This window comes from Rhizobium sp. HT1-10, from assembly GCF_049472505.1.
In the GTDB taxonomy this organism is placed as follows: domain Bacteria; phylum Pseudomonadota; class Alphaproteobacteria; order Rhizobiales; family Rhizobiaceae; genus Rhizobium.
On record NZ_JBCEBQ010000010.1, the window covers coordinates 15,248 to 34,707 of the forward strand.

15 protein-coding genes and 1 pseudogene are annotated in these 19,460 nt (G+C 61.0%); 1 reads left to right on the plus strand and 15 read right to left on the minus strand.

Annotation, left to right across the window (positions count from 1 at the left end; translation table 11 throughout):
• Positions 1 to 46 precede the first annotated feature (46 nt).
• On the plus strand, positions 47 to 838 hold the full coding sequence (locus VH564_RS21130; protein ID WP_423341831.1) for a LysR family transcriptional regulator: 792 nt from the start codon (positions 47 to 49) through the stop codon (positions 836 to 838).
• 364 nt (positions 839 to 1,202) lie between these two features.
• On the opposite strand, the gene VH564_RS21135 is transcribed toward VH564_RS21130, so the two are convergent.
• The 15 genes and pseudogenes from VH564_RS21135 to VH564_RS21205 all read right to left on the minus strand — a co-directional run bounded on the left by VH564_RS21135 (position 1,203) and on the right by VH564_RS21205 (position 19,425).
• Positions 1,203 to 2,525: an NAD(P)/FAD-dependent oxidoreductase gene (locus VH564_RS21135; protein WP_423341832.1), complete on the minus strand. Its 1,323-nt coding sequence runs from the start codon at positions 2,523 to 2,525 to the stop codon at positions 1,203 to 1,205.
• Between the two features lie 13 nt (positions 2,526 to 2,538).
• A complete protein-coding gene (locus VH564_RS21140; protein WP_423341833.1) occupies positions 2,539 to 3,423 on the minus strand; it encodes an ABC transporter permease in 885 nt (294 codons plus the stop codon).
• A gap of 10 nt (positions 3,424 to 3,433) precedes the next feature.
• The gene (locus tag VH564_RS21145) at positions 3,434 to 4,384 is read right to left on the minus strand and encodes an ABC transporter permease (RefSeq protein ID WP_423341834.1); all 951 of its coding nucleotides are present in this window, start codon (positions 4,382 to 4,384) and stop codon (positions 3,434 to 3,436) included.
• 97 nt (positions 4,385 to 4,481) lie between these two features.
• Positions 4,482 to 6,158, minus strand: coding sequence for a peptide ABC transporter substrate-binding protein (locus tag VH564_RS21150; protein WP_423341835.1), 1,677 nt, complete (start codon positions 6,156 to 6,158; stop codon positions 4,482 to 4,484).
• Between the two features lie 82 nt (positions 6,159 to 6,240).
• Positions 6,241 to 7,572, minus strand: coding sequence for an NAD(P)/FAD-dependent oxidoreductase (locus VH564_RS21155; protein ID WP_423341836.1), 1,332 nt, complete (start codon positions 7,570 to 7,572; stop codon positions 6,241 to 6,243).
• 1 nt (position 7,573) lies between these two features.
• Complete coding sequence (locus VH564_RS21160; RefSeq protein WP_423341837.1) at positions 7,574 to 8,272, minus strand: SDR family NAD(P)-dependent oxidoreductase; 699 nt, start codon at positions 8,270 to 8,272, stop codon at positions 7,574 to 7,576.
• Positions 8,273 to 8,296: 24 nt separating this feature from the next.
• The gene (locus VH564_RS21165; protein ID WP_423341838.1) at positions 8,297 to 8,782 is read right to left on the minus strand and encodes a MarR family winged helix-turn-helix transcriptional regulator; all 486 of its coding nucleotides are present in this window, start codon (positions 8,780 to 8,782) and stop codon (positions 8,297 to 8,299) included.
• A gap of 285 nt (positions 8,783 to 9,067) precedes the next feature.
• A complete protein-coding gene (locus tag VH564_RS21170; protein ID WP_423341839.1) occupies positions 9,068 to 10,711 on the minus strand; it encodes an ABC transporter ATP-binding protein in 1,644 nt (547 codons plus the stop codon).
• Between the two features lie 589 nt (positions 10,712 to 11,300).
• Positions 11,301 to 12,488 carry a hypothetical protein gene (locus tag VH564_RS21175; RefSeq protein WP_423341840.1) on the minus strand — a complete coding sequence of 396 codons (1,188 nt, stop codon included), beginning with the start codon at positions 12,486 to 12,488 and terminating at the stop codon, positions 11,301 to 11,303.
• Positions 12,489 to 12,553: 65 nt separating this feature from the next.
• Positions 12,554 to 13,567, minus strand: a complete 1,014-nt coding sequence (locus VH564_RS21180; protein ID WP_423341841.1) for a succinylglutamate desuccinylase/aspartoacylase family protein — start codon at positions 13,565 to 13,567, stop codon at positions 12,554 to 12,556.
• A 172-nt stretch (positions 13,568 to 13,739) separates the two neighbouring features.
• Positions 13,740 to 15,053 carry an alanine racemase gene (locus VH564_RS21185; RefSeq protein WP_423341842.1) on the minus strand — a complete coding sequence of 438 codons (1,314 nt, stop codon included), beginning with the start codon at positions 15,051 to 15,053 and terminating at the stop codon, positions 13,740 to 13,742.
• On the minus strand, positions 15,035 to 16,000 hold the full coding sequence (locus VH564_RS21190) for an amidohydrolase family protein (RefSeq protein ID WP_423341843.1): 966 nt from the start codon (positions 15,998 to 16,000) through the stop codon (positions 15,035 to 15,037). The genes VH564_RS21185 and VH564_RS21190 overlap by 19 nt, the downstream gene beginning before the upstream one ends.
• Complete coding sequence (locus tag VH564_RS21195; protein ID WP_423341844.1) at positions 15,997 to 16,938, minus strand: ABC transporter permease; 942 nt, start codon at positions 16,936 to 16,938, stop codon at positions 15,997 to 15,999. The genes VH564_RS21190 and VH564_RS21195 overlap by 4 nt, the downstream gene beginning before the upstream one ends.
• On the minus strand, positions 16,935 to 17,897 hold the full coding sequence (locus VH564_RS21200) for an ABC transporter permease (protein WP_423341845.1): 963 nt from the start codon (positions 17,895 to 17,897) through the stop codon (positions 16,935 to 16,937). The genes VH564_RS21195 and VH564_RS21200 overlap by 4 nt, the downstream gene beginning before the upstream one ends.
• Positions 17,894 to 19,425: pseudogene (locus tag VH564_RS21205) on the minus strand (sugar ABC transporter ATP-binding protein). Before VH564_RS21205 ends, VH564_RS21200 begins: the two are co-directional and overlap by 4 nt.
• Between the last annotated feature and the right edge of the window lie 35 nt (positions 19,426 to 19,460).

A 19,460-nucleotide genomic window follows, 5' to 3' on the forward strand; every position in this document is an offset into this window, starting at 1 on the left:
CCTAGCAGTGGCGCGTAGCGGCACCCTGTCCGGCGCGGCGCGCGCCTTGAAGGTGGACCACGCCACGGTGAGCCGTCGGCTGGCGGCGCTCGAAGGCGCACTCGATGTGAAGCTTGTCGACCGCTTGCCGCGGTCCTGTCGCTTGACCACGATTGGTAAACAAGTCTTCGATCAGGCTGTCACGATGGAAAGTGCAGCGGACGGTGTTGCCCGGATCGCTCGGGCTGCGCATAGGCCGCTTATCGGCAAGGTCACGCTCAGCGCTCCGCCTGTGTTGGCCGCGCATCTGCTGGCGCAGCATCTCGCGGACTTTCGGTCTCGCTATCCGGACATCCGTCTTTCTCTCGCGGCGCAGGCCCAGCAGGTATCGCTCAGCCGCAGGGAAGCGGATGTGGCTCTCCGGCTGGTACGGCCCGAAGAGCCCGGCAGTTTCGCGCGAAAAGTTGGGGTCATGGAATTCGGCCTCTTCGCGCGCCGCGACTATCCGCATCGTGACGAGCCTGATCGATGGCAGTTCATCGCTTACGACCAGAGTTTTGAGGGCATGCCGCAGCAGACGTGGCTACTGGGCATTGCCGGCACAAGGCCGATCGCGTGCGAGTTGAATGACATCGGCGGACATCTCACTGCGGCGCGTGTCGGAGCTGGCGTCGCCGGGTTGCCCTGCTTTTTGGGAGACGCAGATCCGCACCTGATGCGGATTGGCGACGACATTCCAATCTTCTCCCGGGACATCTGGCTTGTCGTCCATCGGGATCTGCGCAAAAACCCCTCCGTCCGAGCTGTGATGGATTTCGTTGTCGCGCTCATCACTCAGCCTGGCGGGTTGTCTGCTTGATCGCTGATCAATCCGGAACTCCGGCCTACGGCGGGCCGTGTCGCGGGAATCCTACAGGCGGCCCTGACCCGAGATGAGTTTCACGACGTAGAATTTCATTTCAACTAGCGACGAATTTGATGCGCTTCGCTCAGCCAGAAGCAGACAAAGAGGGTGTCCTTGGCATCGATTTCAAGCAATAATTCGCGGTCGTCAGGTTTCGAACCGTCATCAAGGTTCCACCTTGCTCACCGTCGATCCCCGTCAAGCAGCCTTTTCGCTGCCCGCAAGGATGCATCCAATCGCGGCGAGCTGTATTGATGACCTTCCGATGACTCGCTCCACCAACGCCCCCAACACGCTGGTCAAACTGTGCACATCCAGATCAGGCATGTGGCGGCAAGGCCGCGCCTCCGAGTTTCGTCTTGATCCAGTCGGCAATGCGGTAGTATCGCAAAGTCAGCGGTGGTCCGTATTTCATATAGACAGGTGCCGCTGTCAGCGGCTCTAGCTTGAGCGAAAGATCACGTTGCGGCACTCCTTTTGCCCAGTCCGAAAGGATTCCGCCCAGCATGCTGCCGGTCGGCACACCACGACCCGAAAGGCCGGTCAGCGCTACGACGCCCGGTGCCAGATCGTAAAGGCGCGGCACTGTGCGGTGTTGCATGTCGAGTTCGCCAAACCAGAAATACTCCCACCGAATCTCCTGCCTGATCTGCGGATGCAGCCATTTCAACCTGTCGCTCATGACCCTTCGGGTATAATCCATGTCTCGACCGCGCCGACCCATCGGGAACATCGACGCGACGATCCGTCCCTCGGAATTGTACTTGTAGACATAGATATCGCCGCGACCGTCGTGCACGGTGGTATTGCGTGGCAGGATCGAGCCGCGCTCGTCTTCCGATAGCGGCTGCGTTGCCGCGACAAAGACCTTCTGGATTCTGAAGGTGCGGTCGAGCTTCGGCCAGCCACCAACCGTATAGGCGCCGGTGGCGAAGATCACCTTGTCTGCAACAACTTTCCCCTTCGGCGTGCGGATCGCCCAGGCGGTTCCGTCACGCTCGCAACCGGTCACCGGCGATTGCGTATGAATAATCCCGCCCTCCTGGATGACCGCGCGGGCAAGGCCGCGGGCATAGCCAAGAGGGTTGAGGTGCCCTGCCTCCTCGTGCAGCCAGCCGCCGTGAAAGCGCGGGCTACCGGTGATCGTCGCCACCTCATCCCTATCCAGCGCCCGGGTTTTCGCGCCGACGGCATTGTAAGTGCGCACCTTCTCTTCGATTGTCTTCATCATGTTGGGATAGGCAGCTCCCATGACATAGCCGTGCTGCTGCCATTCGCACTGAATCTGGTAGCGCTCGATAATGCCGGATACGCGGTCGTTGGCGCGGGTCTGTTTATCGATCAGCCGTTCGGCCCAGGGCTCGCCGAGCATACGGCGCAACTCCGATAGGCTATAGTGCGTGAACGTTGGCGTGCAATGGCCGGCGTTGCGACCGGAACCGCCGAAGCCGATTTCTTCCCTCTCGAGAAGCACCACGCTGATGCCATCACTTGCCAGGTCGAGCGCAGTGGTCAGCCCGGTGTAGCCCCCGCCAACGATGCAGACATCAGCTCTGACCGTACCCTCCAGCTCTTTCGTTTCTACGGCAGGCGTTGCGCTGTCGTACCATAAGGTTGTCTTGAACGGAGAAAACCGGGTCATGCCGCTCACGCCTTCAGTTTGCATCGCTGCGCGCGTCGAGTGCGTCGCGCAGACCGTCGCCGATGAAGTTGAAGCTTGTCACCGCCAGCGTGATTGCCACGCCCGGTACGATCGCTAGCCACGGGGCACGATCGAGATATTGCTGCGCACCGTTCAGCATATTGCCCCAGCTCGGCAGTGGCGGCTGGATACCGTAGCCGAGGAAACTGACATAGGCTTCGAGCAGGATGGCGCGCGCGACAGTCAGCGTGGCAGCGACGATGATCGGGCCGATGGCGTTCGGCAGGAGTTCGCGAAACATGATCCAGCGGTTGGAAAGGCCGAGCATCCGGGCGGCCAGCACGAAATCCCGTTCGCGCAGAGAGCGCACCTCGGCCTCGACGATCCGGGCGATCTCCATCCAGCTGGTGACTGCGATGATGACGGTGATCATGAACGGGCTCGGCTTGATGAAAGCGGCCAGCGCCAGAAGCAGGAAGATACTGGGAAACGACAGGAATGCATCGACGAACCGCATCAGCGCCGCACCCACACGTCCACCGTAATAGCCGGCGCAGACCCCGATGACGGTGCCGAAGATCGTGCTGAGCAGCATGGCGAAAAAACCGACGAGCAGTGAAATGCGGCCGGCCATGAACAGGCGGGCAGCGAGATCGCGGCCAAGCGGATCAGTTCCGAAGATATGGTAGCCAGTCAGAGGCGGGGCAAAACGGGCGCGCAGGTCGATATAGAGTTCGTTGAACGGCAGCAGATAGGGACCGACGACGCACGCAAGCGTCAGCAGCGTGATCATGATCAGGCCGATCATCGCGAGCCTGTGGCGCGCGAACCGACGGAAGGTGCGGCTTTGCCACCAATGGGATTTGCCGGAGCCGGGTATGGAAGCGATTGCTGACATGATCTTTTTCCTAACTCAGCCGGATGCGTGGATCGACGAAGGCAACGAGGAGATCGGCGATCAGACTGCCGCACAGCACGAGGATCGCGGAAAACATCAGTAGACCCATCACGACCGGGTAGTCGTTGTATCCGAGACTATCCAGAAACAGCCGCCCCATGCCGGGCCATGTGAAGACCGTCTCGGTCACCAGCGCGCCGCCGAGAATGGTCGGAAGCTGCAGTCCCGCCAGGGTGATCATCGGCAGGAGTGCATTGCCAATGACGTGTTTCATCAGCACCCGCCGCTCCGACAGTCCCTTGGCTTTTGCCGTGCGCACGAAATCCTGGTTGATGACGTCAAGCGTTGCGGTGCGCATGTAGCGGCTCCAGACGGCGACGTTGACGAGCGCCAGAACCACGGTCGGCATGATCAGGTGGATGGCATAGTCACTGACCGAGCCGTTGCCGATCGTGTACATGTTGCCCGCTGGCAGCCATCGTAACTTGAGGGAAAACAGATAGATCGCGACAAGTCCGAACCAGAATGTCGGGATCGACAGGGCGACCATGGCACCCACGGTGGCGGAGTAATCGAAGATCGAATAGCGCTTCGTCGCACCCTTGATGCCGACCCAGGTCCCGACCGCGATCGACAACACGGTCGATGAGCCCATTAGCAGCAGGGTCGCAAAGAGATGTCCCGTGATGATGCCGAGTACCGGCTGGCTGTCGCGATAGGAGCGACCCCAGTCACCCTGCAGAAGATGCCAGAGCCAATCGAGATACTGGATCGGCAGCGGCCGGTTCAGCCCCATCTGCTCGGAAATGCGGTCGAGCGTTTCCTTGGTCATCCCAGGGGTGAGCGCGTATTGCGACAACGGCCCTCCGGGCGCAAGATTCAGGACGGCGAAGCCGATCATCGACACCAGAACCAAAAGGATCAGGCTCTGCCATAAACGGCCCAGAAGATAGTGCAGCATCGCGGTCTCTCCGATGATTGCGGGACGCATAGTCCCGGACGTCGAATGCCTCTTCCGCCCCCCTCCAGCAAAGAAAGAGGGCGGATAGAGATCGGCGCTAGGACGCCCAGTACCAGCTGCCCGGGTTCCAGCTGTCGATGCGGACGTTGACGTTGTAGGCTATGCCCTCGGCGCCCTTCTTGTAGCCACGGACCGTGGCGTACTGGAAGACCGGCAGGTATGGCAGATCGGCGCGCATGATCTCCTGGATCTTCAGGTAAATTTTCTTGCGCTCTTCCGGCACAACGGTCTGGCCGCCCTCGGTCAGCAGCTTGTCGACCTCGGGATTGGCGTACTGCCAGGTGTTCTGGCCAGCACCGCCCTTGGCAACAATGGATGTCGACTTGAAATAGTCGGACGTATCGGGATCGGCGCCTGTCAGAAAATCGAGGCCAACGACGACGCTGTCGAACTTTGAATTCGTCCAGTATTCGCCCCACATCACGGCAGGTGGCAGGTTCGAGATCGTCATGTCGATGCCGATATCCTTGAAGGACTGCTGCATGAACTGCTGCACCTGTTCGCGGATATGATTGCCGGCCGTGGTCGAATTCGAGAAGGAAAGCTTGACGCCGCCCTTGGCGCGGATGCCGTCGCTGCCGGGCACCCAGCCTGCATCGTCCAGAAGTTTCTTGGCCTTTTCCGGATCGTATTCATGCTTGGGCAGATCCGGATTGGCATAGAAGGACTGCTGCGGCATATAGCTTTCCGTAGGCGTCGGCAGGCCATAATAAAGCGTGTCGATGATCGTCGTCTTGTCTAGAGCATGATAGAGCGCCTGTCGGACCGCGAGATCCTTGAACTGCGGCCTCTCCATGTTGAAGGTCACGGATTCGACCGTTGAGCCCGGCACGACCAGCACGGTCTTGCCATCCAGCGCCTTGGCTTCTTCATAGTGGTCCGGCGTGATCCACTGCAGGCCCGCGACGTCGATATCGCCGGTCTTGAACTGGGTGTAGAGAACCGTCAGGTCAGGGATGTACTTGTAGATGATCCGCTCGAGATAAGGACCGTCACCGAAATAGCCGGTATTGGCTTCGAGAGTGATGTGATCGCCTGCGATCCGCTCCACCCACTTGAACGGACCGGTGCCGATGGGCGCATGGTTGAACGGGGCGGTATTCTTGTCTTTCTCTGGGCCGAGGATATGCTTGGGCACTATGAATGTGGAGGCGAGGATCGAGGGATAGGGCGCGAACGGCTTCTCCATCTTCCAGGTGATTTCGGTCGGCGAGACGACAGTTAGGTCGCGCACCAGTTCATGGCCGGTCTTGCGCCAACTGAGGAACGCTGGATCGACCATCAGTTCCAATGTGAACTTGACATCTTCGGCAGTAAAAGGCGAACCGTCATGCCATTTGACGTCGTCGCGCAGCTTGACCTTCCACGAGAGGCCATCGGCAGAGATGCCGCCATTTTCGACGCTTGGAACCTCGACGGCCAGCGCCGGAGTGAACTTGCCCTGGGGGTCAATGGCAAAAAGCGGGTCGAACAGGCTGAAATGGATACCTTCGTCGACTTCGATATGCAGCAGGTGCGGATTGAAGACGGTCGGTTCCTGAGAAAAGCCGACGATCATCTGACCTGTCGGCTTTGCCGGCGGCGTCGCGGCAAGGGCTTGGTCTCGACCGAGAAGGCCGGGCATGATCAAGCCGGAAGCACCGGCCAAAGCCATCATGGTGAGCGCCTGGCGGCGCGTCGGATTGAAAACTGCAGGCTTGGTTTCGTCAGGCATAGGCTTTTCCCCTTTGATGTTGCTCAGTCACTGTTCCACTTTGTTTGCACGTCATGTCATCTGCCTTCTTTGCCGGGCAGAATTAGAAACCGCTGATCAGCTCGATCTTCGAACCGTCGGAAAAGCGGGAAAAGCGAAAGTCCCTGGGATCGACCACCGGCGTTCGGCTGGTGACGATGTCAGCCATCAACTTGCCTGCGGCAGGACCGATGCCGAAGCCATGGCCGGAAAAACCGGTCGCGATATGGAAGCCGGGGATTTGATCAACAGCTGAAATCACCGGCACGGCGTCCGGCGTCACATCGATATAACCCGCCCAACGCTGGGCAATCTCTGCCTTTTCGAAGACCGGAAATGCCTTTTTGAGATTGGCAAGCGCCAGATCGGAAAGCTTGTTGGCGGGCTTCGGGTCGAGTACGCGATTGTATTCGAACGGGCTTGCCTCATCCATCGACCAGCGATTGGGGATACGCGCCTCGTCGAGGAAGCGCCCGCCCAGTCGAAATTTCAGCGAGCGCCATTCCTTTCCGAAAGCGGGCATGAAGTCGCGGGCATAACGGAAGGATTTCGGCACGATATCGACGACGTTCTCGTGTCCGGAGGCAATCGTGTAGCCGCCATCCCGCCGCTTGCGCACGGCAAAACCCTGCGACCAGATGGCCTGCTCCGGCCCACCTTCCAGAGGCGTTGTCCGCAGTACCGAATTCATCACCTTCAACTGCGGCAGGTCGATGCCAAAATTTCCGGAAAACAGGCTCGACCAAGCCCCACCGGCGAGCACGACTGCTGAACATGCGATGTGGCCGCGCTCCGTCACAACGCCCGAGATCCTTCCGCCGGACGTTTCGATGCCGCGCACCGCGCATTCCGTCAGGATCGTCGCCCCCTTGTCGCGTGCGGCTTCGGCAATTGCGGGAGCCGCGACTTGCGGTTCGGCACGCCCGTCGGCAGCAGTGTAGAGCGCACCCTTGATGTTCATGTCCGCATTCGGAAACATCGCCCGGAATTCCCCGGCACTCAGCATCCTGGAGTCCAGCTGGTAGCCTTCGAGGTTGCGGTTCCAGCGCTCGTGATCGGCAAACTCCCGATCGCTGGCGCAGGTGAAGAGGATGCCGGCGCGTTTGTAGCCGGTGGCACGACCGGTCCTCTGGTCGAGATTGCTCCATAGCCGCAATGCTTCGGCCATCAGTGGCACTTCGCGCGGATCACGCCGGGAAATACGCACCCAGCCCCAGTTGCGGCTTGACTGCTCATGACCGATCCCACCTTTTTCGCAAAGGGCAACGCGCAGGCCGCGCTCTACAAGTTCAAGCGCTGTGGATGTGCCGATGATACCGCCGCCGATGACGACGACGTCCACTTCGGCAGGCAGGTCGGCATCGCCGTGGACGGGAACGACATAGGGTCCGGGCATTTCAGTAGGATTCCTCGAGCTGACAGTTGATGTTAAATTCGGCGACGCTGGCCTCGTTGGGCAGGTCCAGCAGCATGGCGATGATCCGGGCAAGATCGCGCGGATCGGTCATCGTTTCGGCGGCGCGGTCGCTGATACCGAGCGCCATATCGGTCGCCACGAAACCCGGGCAGACGGCGGTGGCGCGTATGCCGAGATCGAAGCCCGCATGGCGGATGCCGTGGGCAAGGGCAACAGCTCCAAACTTGGAGATCGAATACGAACCGGCACCGGCGGACTTCACGCGCTTGCCGGACAGGGAACCGAGAATGATCACCCTGCCCCGTCCACTTTTGCCGAGAGCCGGCCATGCAGCCCTGGCAAGCCGGCGCGGCGCCTTGACATTGACCGAAAGCATTGCGTCGATATCCGCCTCGTCGGCCTCTATCACCGACTTCGGAATCATGATCCCGGCATTGGCGACGATGGCATCGATGCGGCCGAAACGATCGATGGCGGCATCGACCCAGCTCTGCTCGGCAGTCTCCTCAAATGCATCGTAGGCTTGAACATGAACGCGTTGCGGATCGGCCCAGGAGGGAAGTGCCGGCGTGCGCATGCCAAGCGACAGGCGCCATCCCTGCTCGTGCAGAAAAATCGCCACAGCCGCGCCGATGCCACGATTGGCACCCGATATCAACGCTACACGCTCTGCCATCATGGCATGATCCTCCGAAAACAATGATCAGGACAGGCCGGCGATCCGCCGGTAGGTTCTGCGCAGAATGTCCATCAGCAGTTGCTGGTCGCCCTCCGGCACGAAGTCGAAGAAGTCCCTGGATTGCCGGGTAACGATGGCGCGCACCTCGACCGCCAGCTCTGCGCCCCTTTCGGTGATGTAAAGCTCCTGTGCACGGTTGTCGTCTACCGACGTCTCGCGGGTCAGAAGCCCCTGGCTTTCCATCTGCTCGACAAGGCGGCCCATGGCAGAGCGATCCTTGAGAATGAGTTGGGCGATCACGGACGGGCGAATTCCCGGATGGCTGTCTACCATCAAGAGGGTGGTTATCTTCCCAGTCCCCTTGGCGACATCGTATCCCTCAAGGCGCTCATCCAGATCGCGAGAGACTGCCAGATTGACCGTGCGGATGTAGAAGCTCAGCGTATCCTCAAGCACATCGAGATCGATGTCCTCAAGTGAAACGGGTGGCGTCTTTCTTCGTACCAGCACAGTCGAAAGCCTCAAAAAAACAAAGCGATACCAAGCTGCCCTTTCTGATAAGGGCGGCCATCAAGATCTCGCGACGAGAGAAATAGGAGTAGTCTTCCGAGGATCATGATTTGCCGGATAGTGGATAATTGCAACTATTTTCTGATGAATTCGCCGATATTATATTCACCGTTACATGTCGCCCATTTATTGGGCTGATACGCATACGCATTTGAGGCAAAACGACAAAAACCGCCCAGACACGAGTTCAGGGCGGCTACGCTGTGAAGGTCAGGTTCTAGACTCTCAGGCAGCCGGCTCCCACTCGGCTCCGGGGATCGCCGAGACAAGCTTGCGGGTGTAGTCGTGGCGCGGCGCACGAAAGATCTGCGAGGGTGGCCCGTATTCGACGATTTCACCCCTGTACATGACGGCGACCTCGTCGCACATCAGGCTCGCGACCCTCAGATCATGGGTGATGAAGATCATCGCTACCTTTGTCTCTTTCTGGATTTGCGTCAGTAACTCGAGAATCTGCGCCTGGATCGACACGTCGAGGGCCGATACCGCTTCATCGGCCACCAGCAGCACCGGATCGAACATCAGCGCCCTAGCGATGCCGATCCGCTGACGCTGGCCGCCGGAAAATTCATGCGGGAACCTGTCATAGGCACCCTCGTCCAAGCCGACCAGCCTCAACGTCCGAAGTGCCTTGGCCTTGGCTTCCGAGATGGAAATCCCGTGCGCCACGGGCCCGACGGTCAGGACCCTGCCGATGGTATGACGCGGATTGAGGGAGGCAAACGGATCCTGGAAGATCATCTGGATGTAAGGTCGGAGCGAGCGGAATGCGTCGTTGGACATAGGTGCGATATCGCGACCATCAAACAGGATCTGGCCGCTATCGGACTTCATAAGCTTCAGCAGAACCCGGCCGAGCGAGGACTTTCCGGAACCGGATTCGCCGACGATACCGAGCGTGCGCCCTTTACGGATCGAAAAGCTGACGTCGTTGACGGCCCGCACAGTGCGCCCCTTGGAGAAGAATCCACCGGACGTGTAATAGGTCTTGCTGAGATGGGAGACTTCCAACACGACGGGCGTATCCGCCGCCCCCTGCCGATCCCGAGCGGTCATGCGCGGAACTGCTGCAATTAGGCGTTTTGTGTAGGGATGCTCGGGCGTTTTTAAGACGACATCGGCAGGCCCCTGCTCCACCAGATGCCCCTTCTCCATGACAATCACCCGATCGGCAATCTCTGAGACGACGCCGAAATCGTGGGTGATGAACATCACACTCATGTTCTTTCGACGCTGGATCTTGCGGATCAATTCGAGAATTTGCGCCTGGGTCGTGACATCTAGCGCCGTTGTCGGCTCGTCGGCGATCAAGACATCGGGATCGAGTGCGAGCGCTATGGCGATCATGACCCGCTGGCGCTGGCCGCCAGAAAGACGAAACGGATACTGATGCTGAAGCAGGCCTGGGTCGGGAAGACCAACCTCATCGAGGAGATCGAGAACCTTGGCCGCGCGGCTTTCCGGCGTCCCCACCTTGTGCGCTTCCATCACCTCGGCGATCTGATCGCCGATCGTCATCAGCGGATTGAGGGCGGAAAGCGGATCCTGAAAGATGATCGAGACGGCGCGGCCGCGCAGCGCGCGCAAGGTCTTTTCATCCGCCTGGATCAGATCCTGCCCTTTGAACCAGATGCTTCCATGAGTGACTGTGATGGCGGGTGACAACAGGCCCATTATCGCATTGGCCGTCACCGGCTTGCCCGAGCCGGACTCACCAATGATACAGAGAATTTCTCCCGACCTCAAATCGAAGGAAATGTCGCTCACCGCATGGGCGCGCTCCATGTTCTTTGGAAGACTGACTGTCAGTTGCCTGACGGACAGTGCAACATCTCCGCCTGCTTCCGGTCGCATGGTTGCAGTCTGCATAATGGCGGGCCCTTTCCGATTTCGCGAAGGCTTAAGGTCATGCAAGAACGATGCCGAGTGGTCGTCGTACAGATTTCATCTGAGCCGCGGCGACATCGCCATCGAGGAAAAGGAAATTTCTGGGTCGCAAAACTACTGCGGTCAGGTCGGTGAATAGTGAGGGAAGGTAATGCCGCGTGCGGCCATGAGCCTTAAGGTTGTCGAGAAAGAGAAAAACTTTTAGATCCGCGACTCAATCTAACAGGTCGGTGCGACGCTTGCTGTGGGCGGTCTGTTGATTACCATCGTGACGACTTGCAACTGAACGGGCTCGGCACGAGGACAGGTCCGGTTGGTTTCGGCTGTTCGTTCAAGGCAATGACGCCTCTAATGGGCCTGGGCAAGATGCCGAGAGTATCATTCGCCTTGATGGGATTTGAACCGACGACGACTTCCGCAGACAGCAATTTATAACGGACTTAACATCATGGGGTTTATGAAAAGCTTTTTATATCTCAAACGCTTGCCGTCTTTTCTTGCCGCAGATGCAAGCAGCCAATCGAACTTTCTCCAATGCCTGACTACAGGCGGGCCTTTTTGAACATTTGGCCTAGCCGGCCAACCCATCCACTGCCTTGCGGACCCAGTCGAGGCGTCGGGCCGGGATGAGGCCGTAGTTGTAGAAGTTGATGCCGTCCGCGCCGCCGTCGATTGCCGCGCGGGCGCTGGCTGCAAGGACGCTAGGGGAGGTGACCTCGGGATAAAACACCCGAAGCCCGGCACCGAGATATTTGTCCGGTCCCAGCGTGACGCGCGTGCTCCTCGTCAGGGCCGACACGGCTTCGGCCTCCATGAAATAGCAGCAGAGGATGAGCCCGTCGCAGACCTTGCCGACCGCCGCAAGATCGACGCCCCCGAGCCAGGCGTCCTTCAAGTCGATCAGGAAGATCCGCGTTGCCGGCTCGGCTGCGGCGCGGATCTCGGCCAAAAGGCTGGTCACGGGCTCCGTGCGCCAGCAGAGATAGGCGTGAAGGTCGGGCCAGGCGCGGAAGGCATCGACGCCCTCCCCCGGAAAGCCGGGGATCTGGGCTTCCGGCACCTCGCGCTCGCACATCTCGGCGATGAAGCGCTTCACCGTGTCGCACGCGCGCTTCGCTGCGACCCCGGCCTTTGCCGCGCGTGCCATGCAATGGTCGCAGAAGCAAAGCGAGAGCAGGAAGTCGTCCTCCGGCAGCAGGCCGACGCCGTCCTTCTCGTGATGGTACTCATGCGCGAAACCCATGAAATTCGGGCTTTCGAGTTCCAGCATGTCGGGCTTGTAGGCTTGCGTGATTTCGGCGACCATGGTGACGACATAGTCCCGGGCCGCCGGGCTCGAGGGGCAGAGATTGTAGTAATTGGCATTGCCGAAGGCATTGCGCGTCACATGCTGCGGATGGAGCATTCCGAGCCGGGTGTTGTGCAGGCAGACCGTCCAGCAAGAGACCTTCATGCCGCCCTCTTTGCGCGCCGCAGTCAGAGCGGCCAGCATGTCGCCACGCTCGACGACATTGCGTGCCATCAGCGGGCGGATCTCCTTGCCCGCCCAGGTCTCCTCGCTCGGGCGATAGTAGACCGTTCCGTCCTCGGGAAAATAGGCCTTCTGGTCCGGGCTGCGAGGCTGCAGGAACCGTCCGGCGTGATAGGAGGTGGCGAGGCTGACGGTATTGAGACCGGCGCGGTCGCGCAACTCGGCGGTCGCTTGCGCCAGGCCCTGGTCCTGAATGTCCCAGGGATACGTCCACATGGAAAGATGCATAATTCCGCCTCGTTCTCTGAAATCGTGAAATGCTGCAGGTCGTGCTGCAGGCTCGTGTGCTTGTGTCACATGTCGATCGGCTCTGCGACCTGTATCAGGCAGTCGCCGGCCTGGCTGTCGCAATGCAGGCGGTTCGAGATGACGATGCCGCCTTCTGCGAAATACAACGGCTCCTCCGCCAGATCCAGCCGTTCCAGGTCGTGATACCAGCCCGCGACATCGCCGCAGGAGACGGTCGTGCCAAGCGCCACTGCCGGCTCGAACCAGCCGCGCCGCTCGGCATAGATACCCTGGCTGTGGCGTGACAGGGACAGGAGCTGCAGCGGGCCGGGTCCCGGTAGAGGCGCCATTGACAGGATCGGCATCTCGACAATCCCGAGGGCGAGAAGCAGGCGGTCAATGGCCGAGGCCGTGAAGGCCATGCTCTCCGGTGTCACCGTTCCACCGCCGCCAAACTCGCCGGAAAGCCCGATCGCGCCGGCGCGGCTGGCTGATCCCATCGATGTCGGCGCCGCAGGACCATTGTCGGCAATGAATGCGTAGGAACCGCCCATGGCGGCGAGAAGCGCGGTTGCACGTCGAAAGCGTTCCTCTTCCGCTTGGCGTTCGATCAGCGTGCAGGGCAGATGCGCCATCGAGGTGCCGCCCGAGTGAAGATCGAGAACGACGTCGTGGGACGGAAAGAGCCGCGTCTCCAGAAAATCCGCAAGGCGCGCCGTCGGGGTGCCGAGGGGGTCGCCGGGAAAGGCCCGGTTGAGATTGCCACCATCCAGAGGAGAACAGCGCTTTGCCGCCATGACGGCCGGCAGGTTGGCCATCGGCAGGATGGTCACCGCACCACGGATCTTCGACGGCTCAAGCCGGCGCATCAGGCGCCCGAGCTGGAGCTCCCCCTCATACTCGTCGCCGTGATTGCCCGCCATGAGCAGGATGCTGGGCCCCTCTCCGTTCTTAAGCCGGAGGATCGGAATTCGGATCTGGTAGTATGGCGATCGATCGACCGAATAGGGGATGGCGAGAAAGCCGGTCTGTCGGCCTTCCTGCGAAAAATCGATCGGATTGACGAGGCCACTATGCATTTTATCTCCAGTCTGACAGCGCTTGCCGCGCGGACGCGCCGCAAGCTCGTTAAAGGTCGATCTCAGCCGAGATGCCGATCATGCAGTTTGACGAAGGGATGAAACGCAAACGACATGACTGCGGGAGCCCGCCAGAAGCGGCATGCCTCCGGCCTTCCGAGATCCGTCGATGTCATCCAAAGTGCGTGAGATAGGCATTGGTTACACGATGATCCGGGCCGAGGCCGTAAACGATGGCATGGCGGTCGATGCAGGTGCAGGGATGCGAGATGCCAAACTCGATGACATCGCCAACGGCGACGTCGCTCTGTTCGCGGAGCTGGATGAAAGCGTGCTGGTCGTTCAGCCGCAAGACCGCGCATCCCGCCAGATCGGCGTGGTGCTGCCCGTTTCGATAGAGCGCCAGCGGTTTTGGCAGACCCTGATCGTTGGCGACGTCACGCATGCCCATGCCACAGATCGCAAGTCCCGCTTCGGGACGGGACAACACCTCCGCCCAGATCCTCAGCGCCGGAACGAAGGCCGCCGAGGCCGATTGCACGACCCCTTCCGGAACGTAACCGCCACGGGCATCGAGATCGGCCAACCCACGCTGATAGATGCCGTGATCGTGGAAGAAGATGGCACCGCTGCGAAGCACCAGGCGGCAATGCGAATCGGCAGCCACCGCCGCGCGCAGCCCTGAGATGACCATATCGAAGAAGACAGATCCCCCTGCCGTGAGGATCAGTGGACGCGCGTCGCCGAGGCGGGCGCGAAGCGCGATGAGAAATTCCGATGTGATGTGCAGGAGACTGCGAATGCGCTCTGCCGTTTCCTGCGGATCGGGCGTGGCGGCAGCGCCTTCGTAAGCGGCGATGCCCGTCAGCCTTAGCGTCGGAGTTTCCGACGCCAGAAGAAAGTTCAGGATGTCGAGACCCGCTTGCAGGCTTCGGGCACCGGCCCGGCCGGCGCCGAATTCAATCAACAGGCCGAGGGCCGGCAGGTCGGCGCGCTCGCCCCATGCCTGACGAAGGGCATCGACCGCGTCGCGGGAATCGACGAAGATATGGAGCTCTGCGTCCGGGAAGCCCGAAAGCAGCGCGGCCAGCCGGCGCGCAGCGGCAACCCCGCCGATCTCGTTGGCAAGGATCAGTTTTCGCTGACCGGCCTTCAGGAAAACGCTTGCCTGACGAATATCCGCAACCGTCGTGCCCCAGGCTCCGGCAGACAAAAGCGCTGCGGCGAGCGCGGGTGCCATCGGCGTTTTCGCATGCGGGGCAATCTCGACGCCGTGCTCCTTCACGAGCCCCATCATCGCCTCGATATTGCCGGCGAAGGCGGTTTGGTTGAGCGACATCAGAGGCAGCCCCATCTGGCCGTCATAGGGCTTCCAGTTCTGCGTGCCGATCGCATCGATTGGTAGCGGCGGGCGGCCGGGCGGAAAGCCGCGTATACGGTCATCGATCAGAGGATTGGGCAAGGTATTCAAGCGCACGTCAGACATGGTTCTCTCTCGGTGAAGGCTTCGTCATCTCCAAGCCCCAGCCGGTAGGTGTCGTTGGCAGTGGAAAAGAAGAGCGATCGCTGCTCGTGCAGCGACAGAGGTTCGGCGGCACGCCGGAAGACGTCGTAGACTTCGTCGAACGTGGCATGCAGTCCCGCGACCGGGAAGTCGCTCGCAAACATGCAGCGCGACACGCCGAAGCTCTCGAGGCAGTGATGGATGACCGGTTCCAGGCTGTCGAAGCTCCAGGCATGGTCATAAGCAACGAGGTCGGAGATCTTGAGCCGGATGTTCGGCTCGCTGCCGAGAGACGCCAGGCCCTTCTTCCAGAGCGCCATCCCTTCTTCCGTTCGATCCGCTGGGCTGCCGCCATGGTTCAGGACGAAAAGCGTCTCGGGAAAGGCGCGGACAAGATCAAGTGCCTCATCCATCTGCCAGGGATAGAGCATGAGGTCGAAGACCAGTCCGAGCCGGGCCAGATGCGAGAACCCGGAACGCCATTGCGGATCTGCCATCCGCCCTGCCCGCGGTGCAAAGCTTTTGCCAGGATCCGGATGCCAGCTGACCATGTCCCGGATACCGACGACTCTCGGATTGGCCGCTTCCGCTGCGAGCCTGACGCCTGCGTCCGGATCGTCCAGTCTGACGCGGGCGACATAGCGTTGCGCGATGCTGCCCCCATGATCGAGAGTGTCGAGCCACGCGGTCTCCTCATGGGGATAGTCGTCAGACCAGCCGGCTTCGACATGAACGGTCGCGACCATATTCTGACGCGCTGCATCCGCGGAATAGTCCGCGATGCCGTAGTTTCGCAGCAGCGCGGACATGCTGCCGAACACCACCTTCTGCGCCTCGTCGCGCGCTTTTTCCAGCCAGGGATGGCGCTTGAGCCCCAGGTCCCAGAGATGATGATGCGGATCGATCATCGGGCCGGTGTAGCGCGTCATCGCCGTGCCTCCCGGCCCGAGATCAGGAGCAGCGCAAGGATGAGCGAGCCGAACATGATCGAACGCCAGCCGGCAGAGGCGTTGACGACGGTGATCAGCGCCGTCGTCGTCACCAGCAGGATTGCGCCTGGAATTGTTCCCGCGTAGGTGCCACGGCCGCCGAGTATCGACGTGCCGCCGAGCACAACTGCTGCGATGGAGGTGAGCAGGTAAGAATCGCCGATGCCGACATAGCCCTGCCGGTTCATCCCGAGGAGAAGTATACCGGCGAGCCCGGCGAAAAAGCCGGACAGCGCATAGAGAATGAGGGTGTTGCGTATCATGCTGACGCCCGAGAGGCGGGCAGCCAGCGGATTGGCGCCGAGCGCGAGGAACCGGGCACCGATCGGCATGCGGTGGATCAGCACCAGCACGCTGACCGACACGACGATCCAGAGGAGCACACCAGCCGGAATACCGAGTGGGCGCGCTTGTCCCAGCATGACGACGGCCGGGTTCTGCACCGTCACGGCGCTGCCGCCGGCGACAAGGACCAGGACGCCCTGCAGGAAGGTCGCCATGGCGAGCGTCATGATGATCGGCGGAACCCGGAGAACGGCGGCGCCTGCTCCGTTGAGAAGACCGACGCTGGTTGCAATCACGAGTGCCAGGACGACGCCGACCAAACCCGTCGGGTCCCAGTCTGGCGACAGAAACGGCAGCAGGATTGCCGTGACGGTGATCACGGCGCCGACCGAAAGGTCGATGCCACCCATGAGGATCACCAGCGTCTGGCCGGCGGCTGCTATGCCGATAACTGCTGCCAGTTCCAGCAGGTAGCGCAAATGCCCATAGGCAGCGAAGCCGTGTAGGGTGAGGCCTGCCACGAGCCATACCAGCACAACGAGAACGAAGGTGAGGAGCGGCGGATTGCTAAAGAGCGATTTGAACAATCTCATCGCGCGGCCCTCCACCGTCCGAGAAGCTCCGGAATGGCCACGGCTCCGACGATGATAAGCCCTTGGGCGACATATTGCGCAACGGGAGGAAAGCCGAGGAAAAACATAACGTTGATCATCACCGACAACAGAAGGCTGCCGCAGACCCCTCCCCGCATCGTCCCCCGGCCGCCGAGAAAACCGACACCGCCGAGAACGGCCGCCGCAATCGAGTTGAGCGTGAAGGGTGCGCCGATGATCGGATCGCCTGAACCGGTCTGGGCAGCCACGAACAGTCCTGCAAGCATCGCCAGCAGGCCGGACAGCGCAAAAGCAATGATCTTTACCCGCTCGATCGGCACGCCAGACCGAAAGGCTCCAACCGGATTGTCGCCGGCGGCATATATCCCGAGGCCGAGGGGCGTCGCGAGAAAGATTTTCCAGAACCCGAGGATCAGCAGCAGAAACAGGAAGGCGACCGGCGTGTGACCGGCCAGCGCCGTGGAGAGCCATTCAGGCACGAAGCCACCCGGCCGAGGCAACAGGAGCAGCGCGACGCCGGTGATGATGAAGGAGCCGGCGAGCGTCACGATGATCGCCGGGAGCCGAAGAAGTGCAACGATCGACCCTGTGGCAGCCCCGATGCAAAGGCCGGCGACGGCGACCGCCAAAATGCCGCCGGTGGCACCGAGAAAGCCGCCCATGGTCGTCGCGGCAACTACCGCGCCAAGGCTTACCAGCGGACCGATGGCAAGGGTTATGCCCCCGTTCAACATCAGCAGGGCTTGCGCCATGGTGACCAGCGCCAAGGGAAACCAATTCTGCGTGAACTTGGAGAAGCCCCCGATCGACATGATGCCGGGAAAGAGCACTGCATAGAGCAAGAGGAAGGCTGCGACGACGATGTACAATCCGACAAGGCCGCGATTTCGCTGTCGCTGCACGGCGCCGTAGAGGCTTGACGATGATGTGAGGGTCATGGAATGGCCTCTTCTTGCACGAATTTCGCGTCGCCGCTTTCCTCGACCGCCATTGCGGCGCCGACGATGGCTTCCTCGGTAATGGCATCGCCGTGCAGTTCGACGACGATCCGGCCTTCGCGCAGCACCAAGACGCGGTCGCAGAGATGGACGAGTTCCGGCGTATCCGAACTTGCCACGATCACGAGACGCCCCTCCGCCGCAAAGCGGCGCAGCATCAGATAGATTTCCCGCTTGGTCTCGATGTCAACGCCGCGCGTCGGATCGTTTAGAAGGAGGATGCCCGGATCGAGCGGCAGCCACTTCGCCAGCGCGACCTTTTGTTGATTTCCGCCGGATAGGGCCTGGACCGGCCGGGCCACGTCCCCCTTGATCATGAGCTGACCCGCGAGTTCGCCGATAAGATCGGCTTCTGCGCGCCGGTTGCGCAGGCCACCACGCGCCAGTCGTGCCAGGGAAGGAAGGATGATATTCGAGGCGATCGAATGCTGTAAAACAAGCCCTTCATGCTTCCGGTCGGCTGGAACGTAGACGATGCCAGCCGCATTGGCTGATGCGACATCGTTCGGGAGGCCGGATCGGCCGTCGATCTCTGCCTCTTTCGCTTTCGCGGGAATGGCACCGTACAGACCGAGCAGAAGATCTTCCTGCCCCTGCCCGACAAGACCGCCGATCCCGAGGATTTCACCGGCGCGCGCTGAAATGTTGGCGTCGCGCACCACGCCTGCCGAAAAGCCTTCAGCCCGAACCCGCACCGCACCCGACACCGCCGCCGGCCGAGGTGGAAAGAGCGCGCCAGTCTCGCGGCCGACCATCAGCCGTACCAGGCCTTCTCCATCGATGCCGGAAAGCGCCCTGTCGGCGGTAATGCCGCCGTCCTTCAGCACCGTGACATGGGAGCAGAGGGCACGCACCTCGTTCAACCGATGGGAAATATAAAGAACTGCCACACCGCGGTCCCGCAGCGTGAAGACCAGGTTGGCAAGCACGCCTGCCTCGTGGGCCGACAAGGATGATGTCGGCTCGTCGAGGATCAGCACGCGGGGCTTGGCAAACAGCGCCTTGGCGATCTCCACCATCTGGCGCCGCCCGAGCGACAGGTCCGAGACCGGCATGTCGAGGGGTTCGGTTATTCCGACGAGATCGCAGACATCCCGCACGCCGCGGGCAAGAGCGCGGTAGTCGATCAGGCCAAATCGCCGCGGATAGGCGCCGAGCCCGATATTTTCGGCGATCGACAACTGACTAGCAAGGCTGAGTCCTGCTGCACGACACCGATGCCAGCAGTTCTCGCCAAAGATGGCGAAAGCCGTGCAACGGCCTTCCCATCAATCGCGATGGTGCCCTGATCCGGCGCCAGCGCGCCGGACAGGAGATTGATAAGCGTGGACTTCCCGGCACCATTCTCGCCCAGCAGGGCATGGACCCGGCCCGGCATAAGGGCTATGTCGACGCCCTTCAGAACAGGATTGCCGAAAAACCCCTTGAAAACTCCGCGCGCCTCCAGCACCGACTGTCCAGCGGTCACGATGCTCTCTCCTGCCGGCTCACCAGGTCCAACAT

Bases quoted from the DNA above. Each gene is read 5' to 3' on its own strand.
- VH564_RS21135 (WP_423341832.1), bottom strand. From the start codon at position 2,525: ATGACCCGGTTTTCTCCGTTCAAGACAACCTTATGGTACGACAGCGCA.
- VH564_RS21140 (WP_423341833.1), bottom strand. From the start codon at position 3,423: ATGTCAGCAATCGCTTCCATACCCGGCTCCGGCAAATCCCATTGGTGG.
- VH564_RS21145 (WP_423341834.1), bottom strand. From the start codon at position 4,384: ATGCTGCACTATCTTCTGGGCCGTTTATGGCAGAGCCTGATCCTTTTG.
- VH564_RS21150 (WP_423341835.1), bottom strand. From the start codon at position 6,158: ATGCCTGACGAAACCAAGCCTGCAGTTTTCAATCCGACGCGCCGCCAG.
- VH564_RS21155 (WP_423341836.1), bottom strand. From the start codon at position 7,572: ATGCCCGGACCCTATGTCGTTCCCGTCCACGGCGATGCCGACCTGCCT.
- VH564_RS21160 (WP_423341837.1), bottom strand. From the start codon at position 8,272: ATGATGGCAGAGCGTGTAGCGTTGATATCGGGTGCCAATCGTGGCATC.
- VH564_RS21170 (WP_423341839.1), bottom strand. From the start codon at position 10,711: ATGCAGACTGCAACCATGCGACCGGAAGCAGGCGGAGATGTTGCACTG.
- VH564_RS21175 (WP_423341840.1), bottom strand. From the start codon at position 12,488: ATGCATCTTTCCATGTGGACGTATCCCTGGGACATTCAGGACCAGGGC.
- VH564_RS21180 (WP_423341841.1), bottom strand. From the start codon at position 13,567: ATGCATAGTGGCCTCGTCAATCCGATCGATTTTTCGCAGGAAGGCCGA.
- VH564_RS21185 (WP_423341842.1), bottom strand. From the start codon at position 15,053: ATGTCTGACGTGCGCTTGAATACCTTGCCCAATCCTCTGATCGATGAC.
- VH564_RS21190 (WP_423341843.1), bottom strand. From the start codon at position 16,000: ATGACGCGCTACACCGGCCCGATGATCGATCCGCATCATCATCTCTGG.
- VH564_RS21195 (WP_423341844.1), bottom strand. From the start codon at position 16,938: ATGAGATTGTTCAAATCGCTCTTTAGCAATCCGCCGCTCCTCACCTTC.
- VH564_RS21200 (WP_423341845.1), bottom strand. From the start codon at position 17,897: ATGACCCTCACATCATCGTCAAGCCTCTACGGCGCCGTGCAGCGACAG.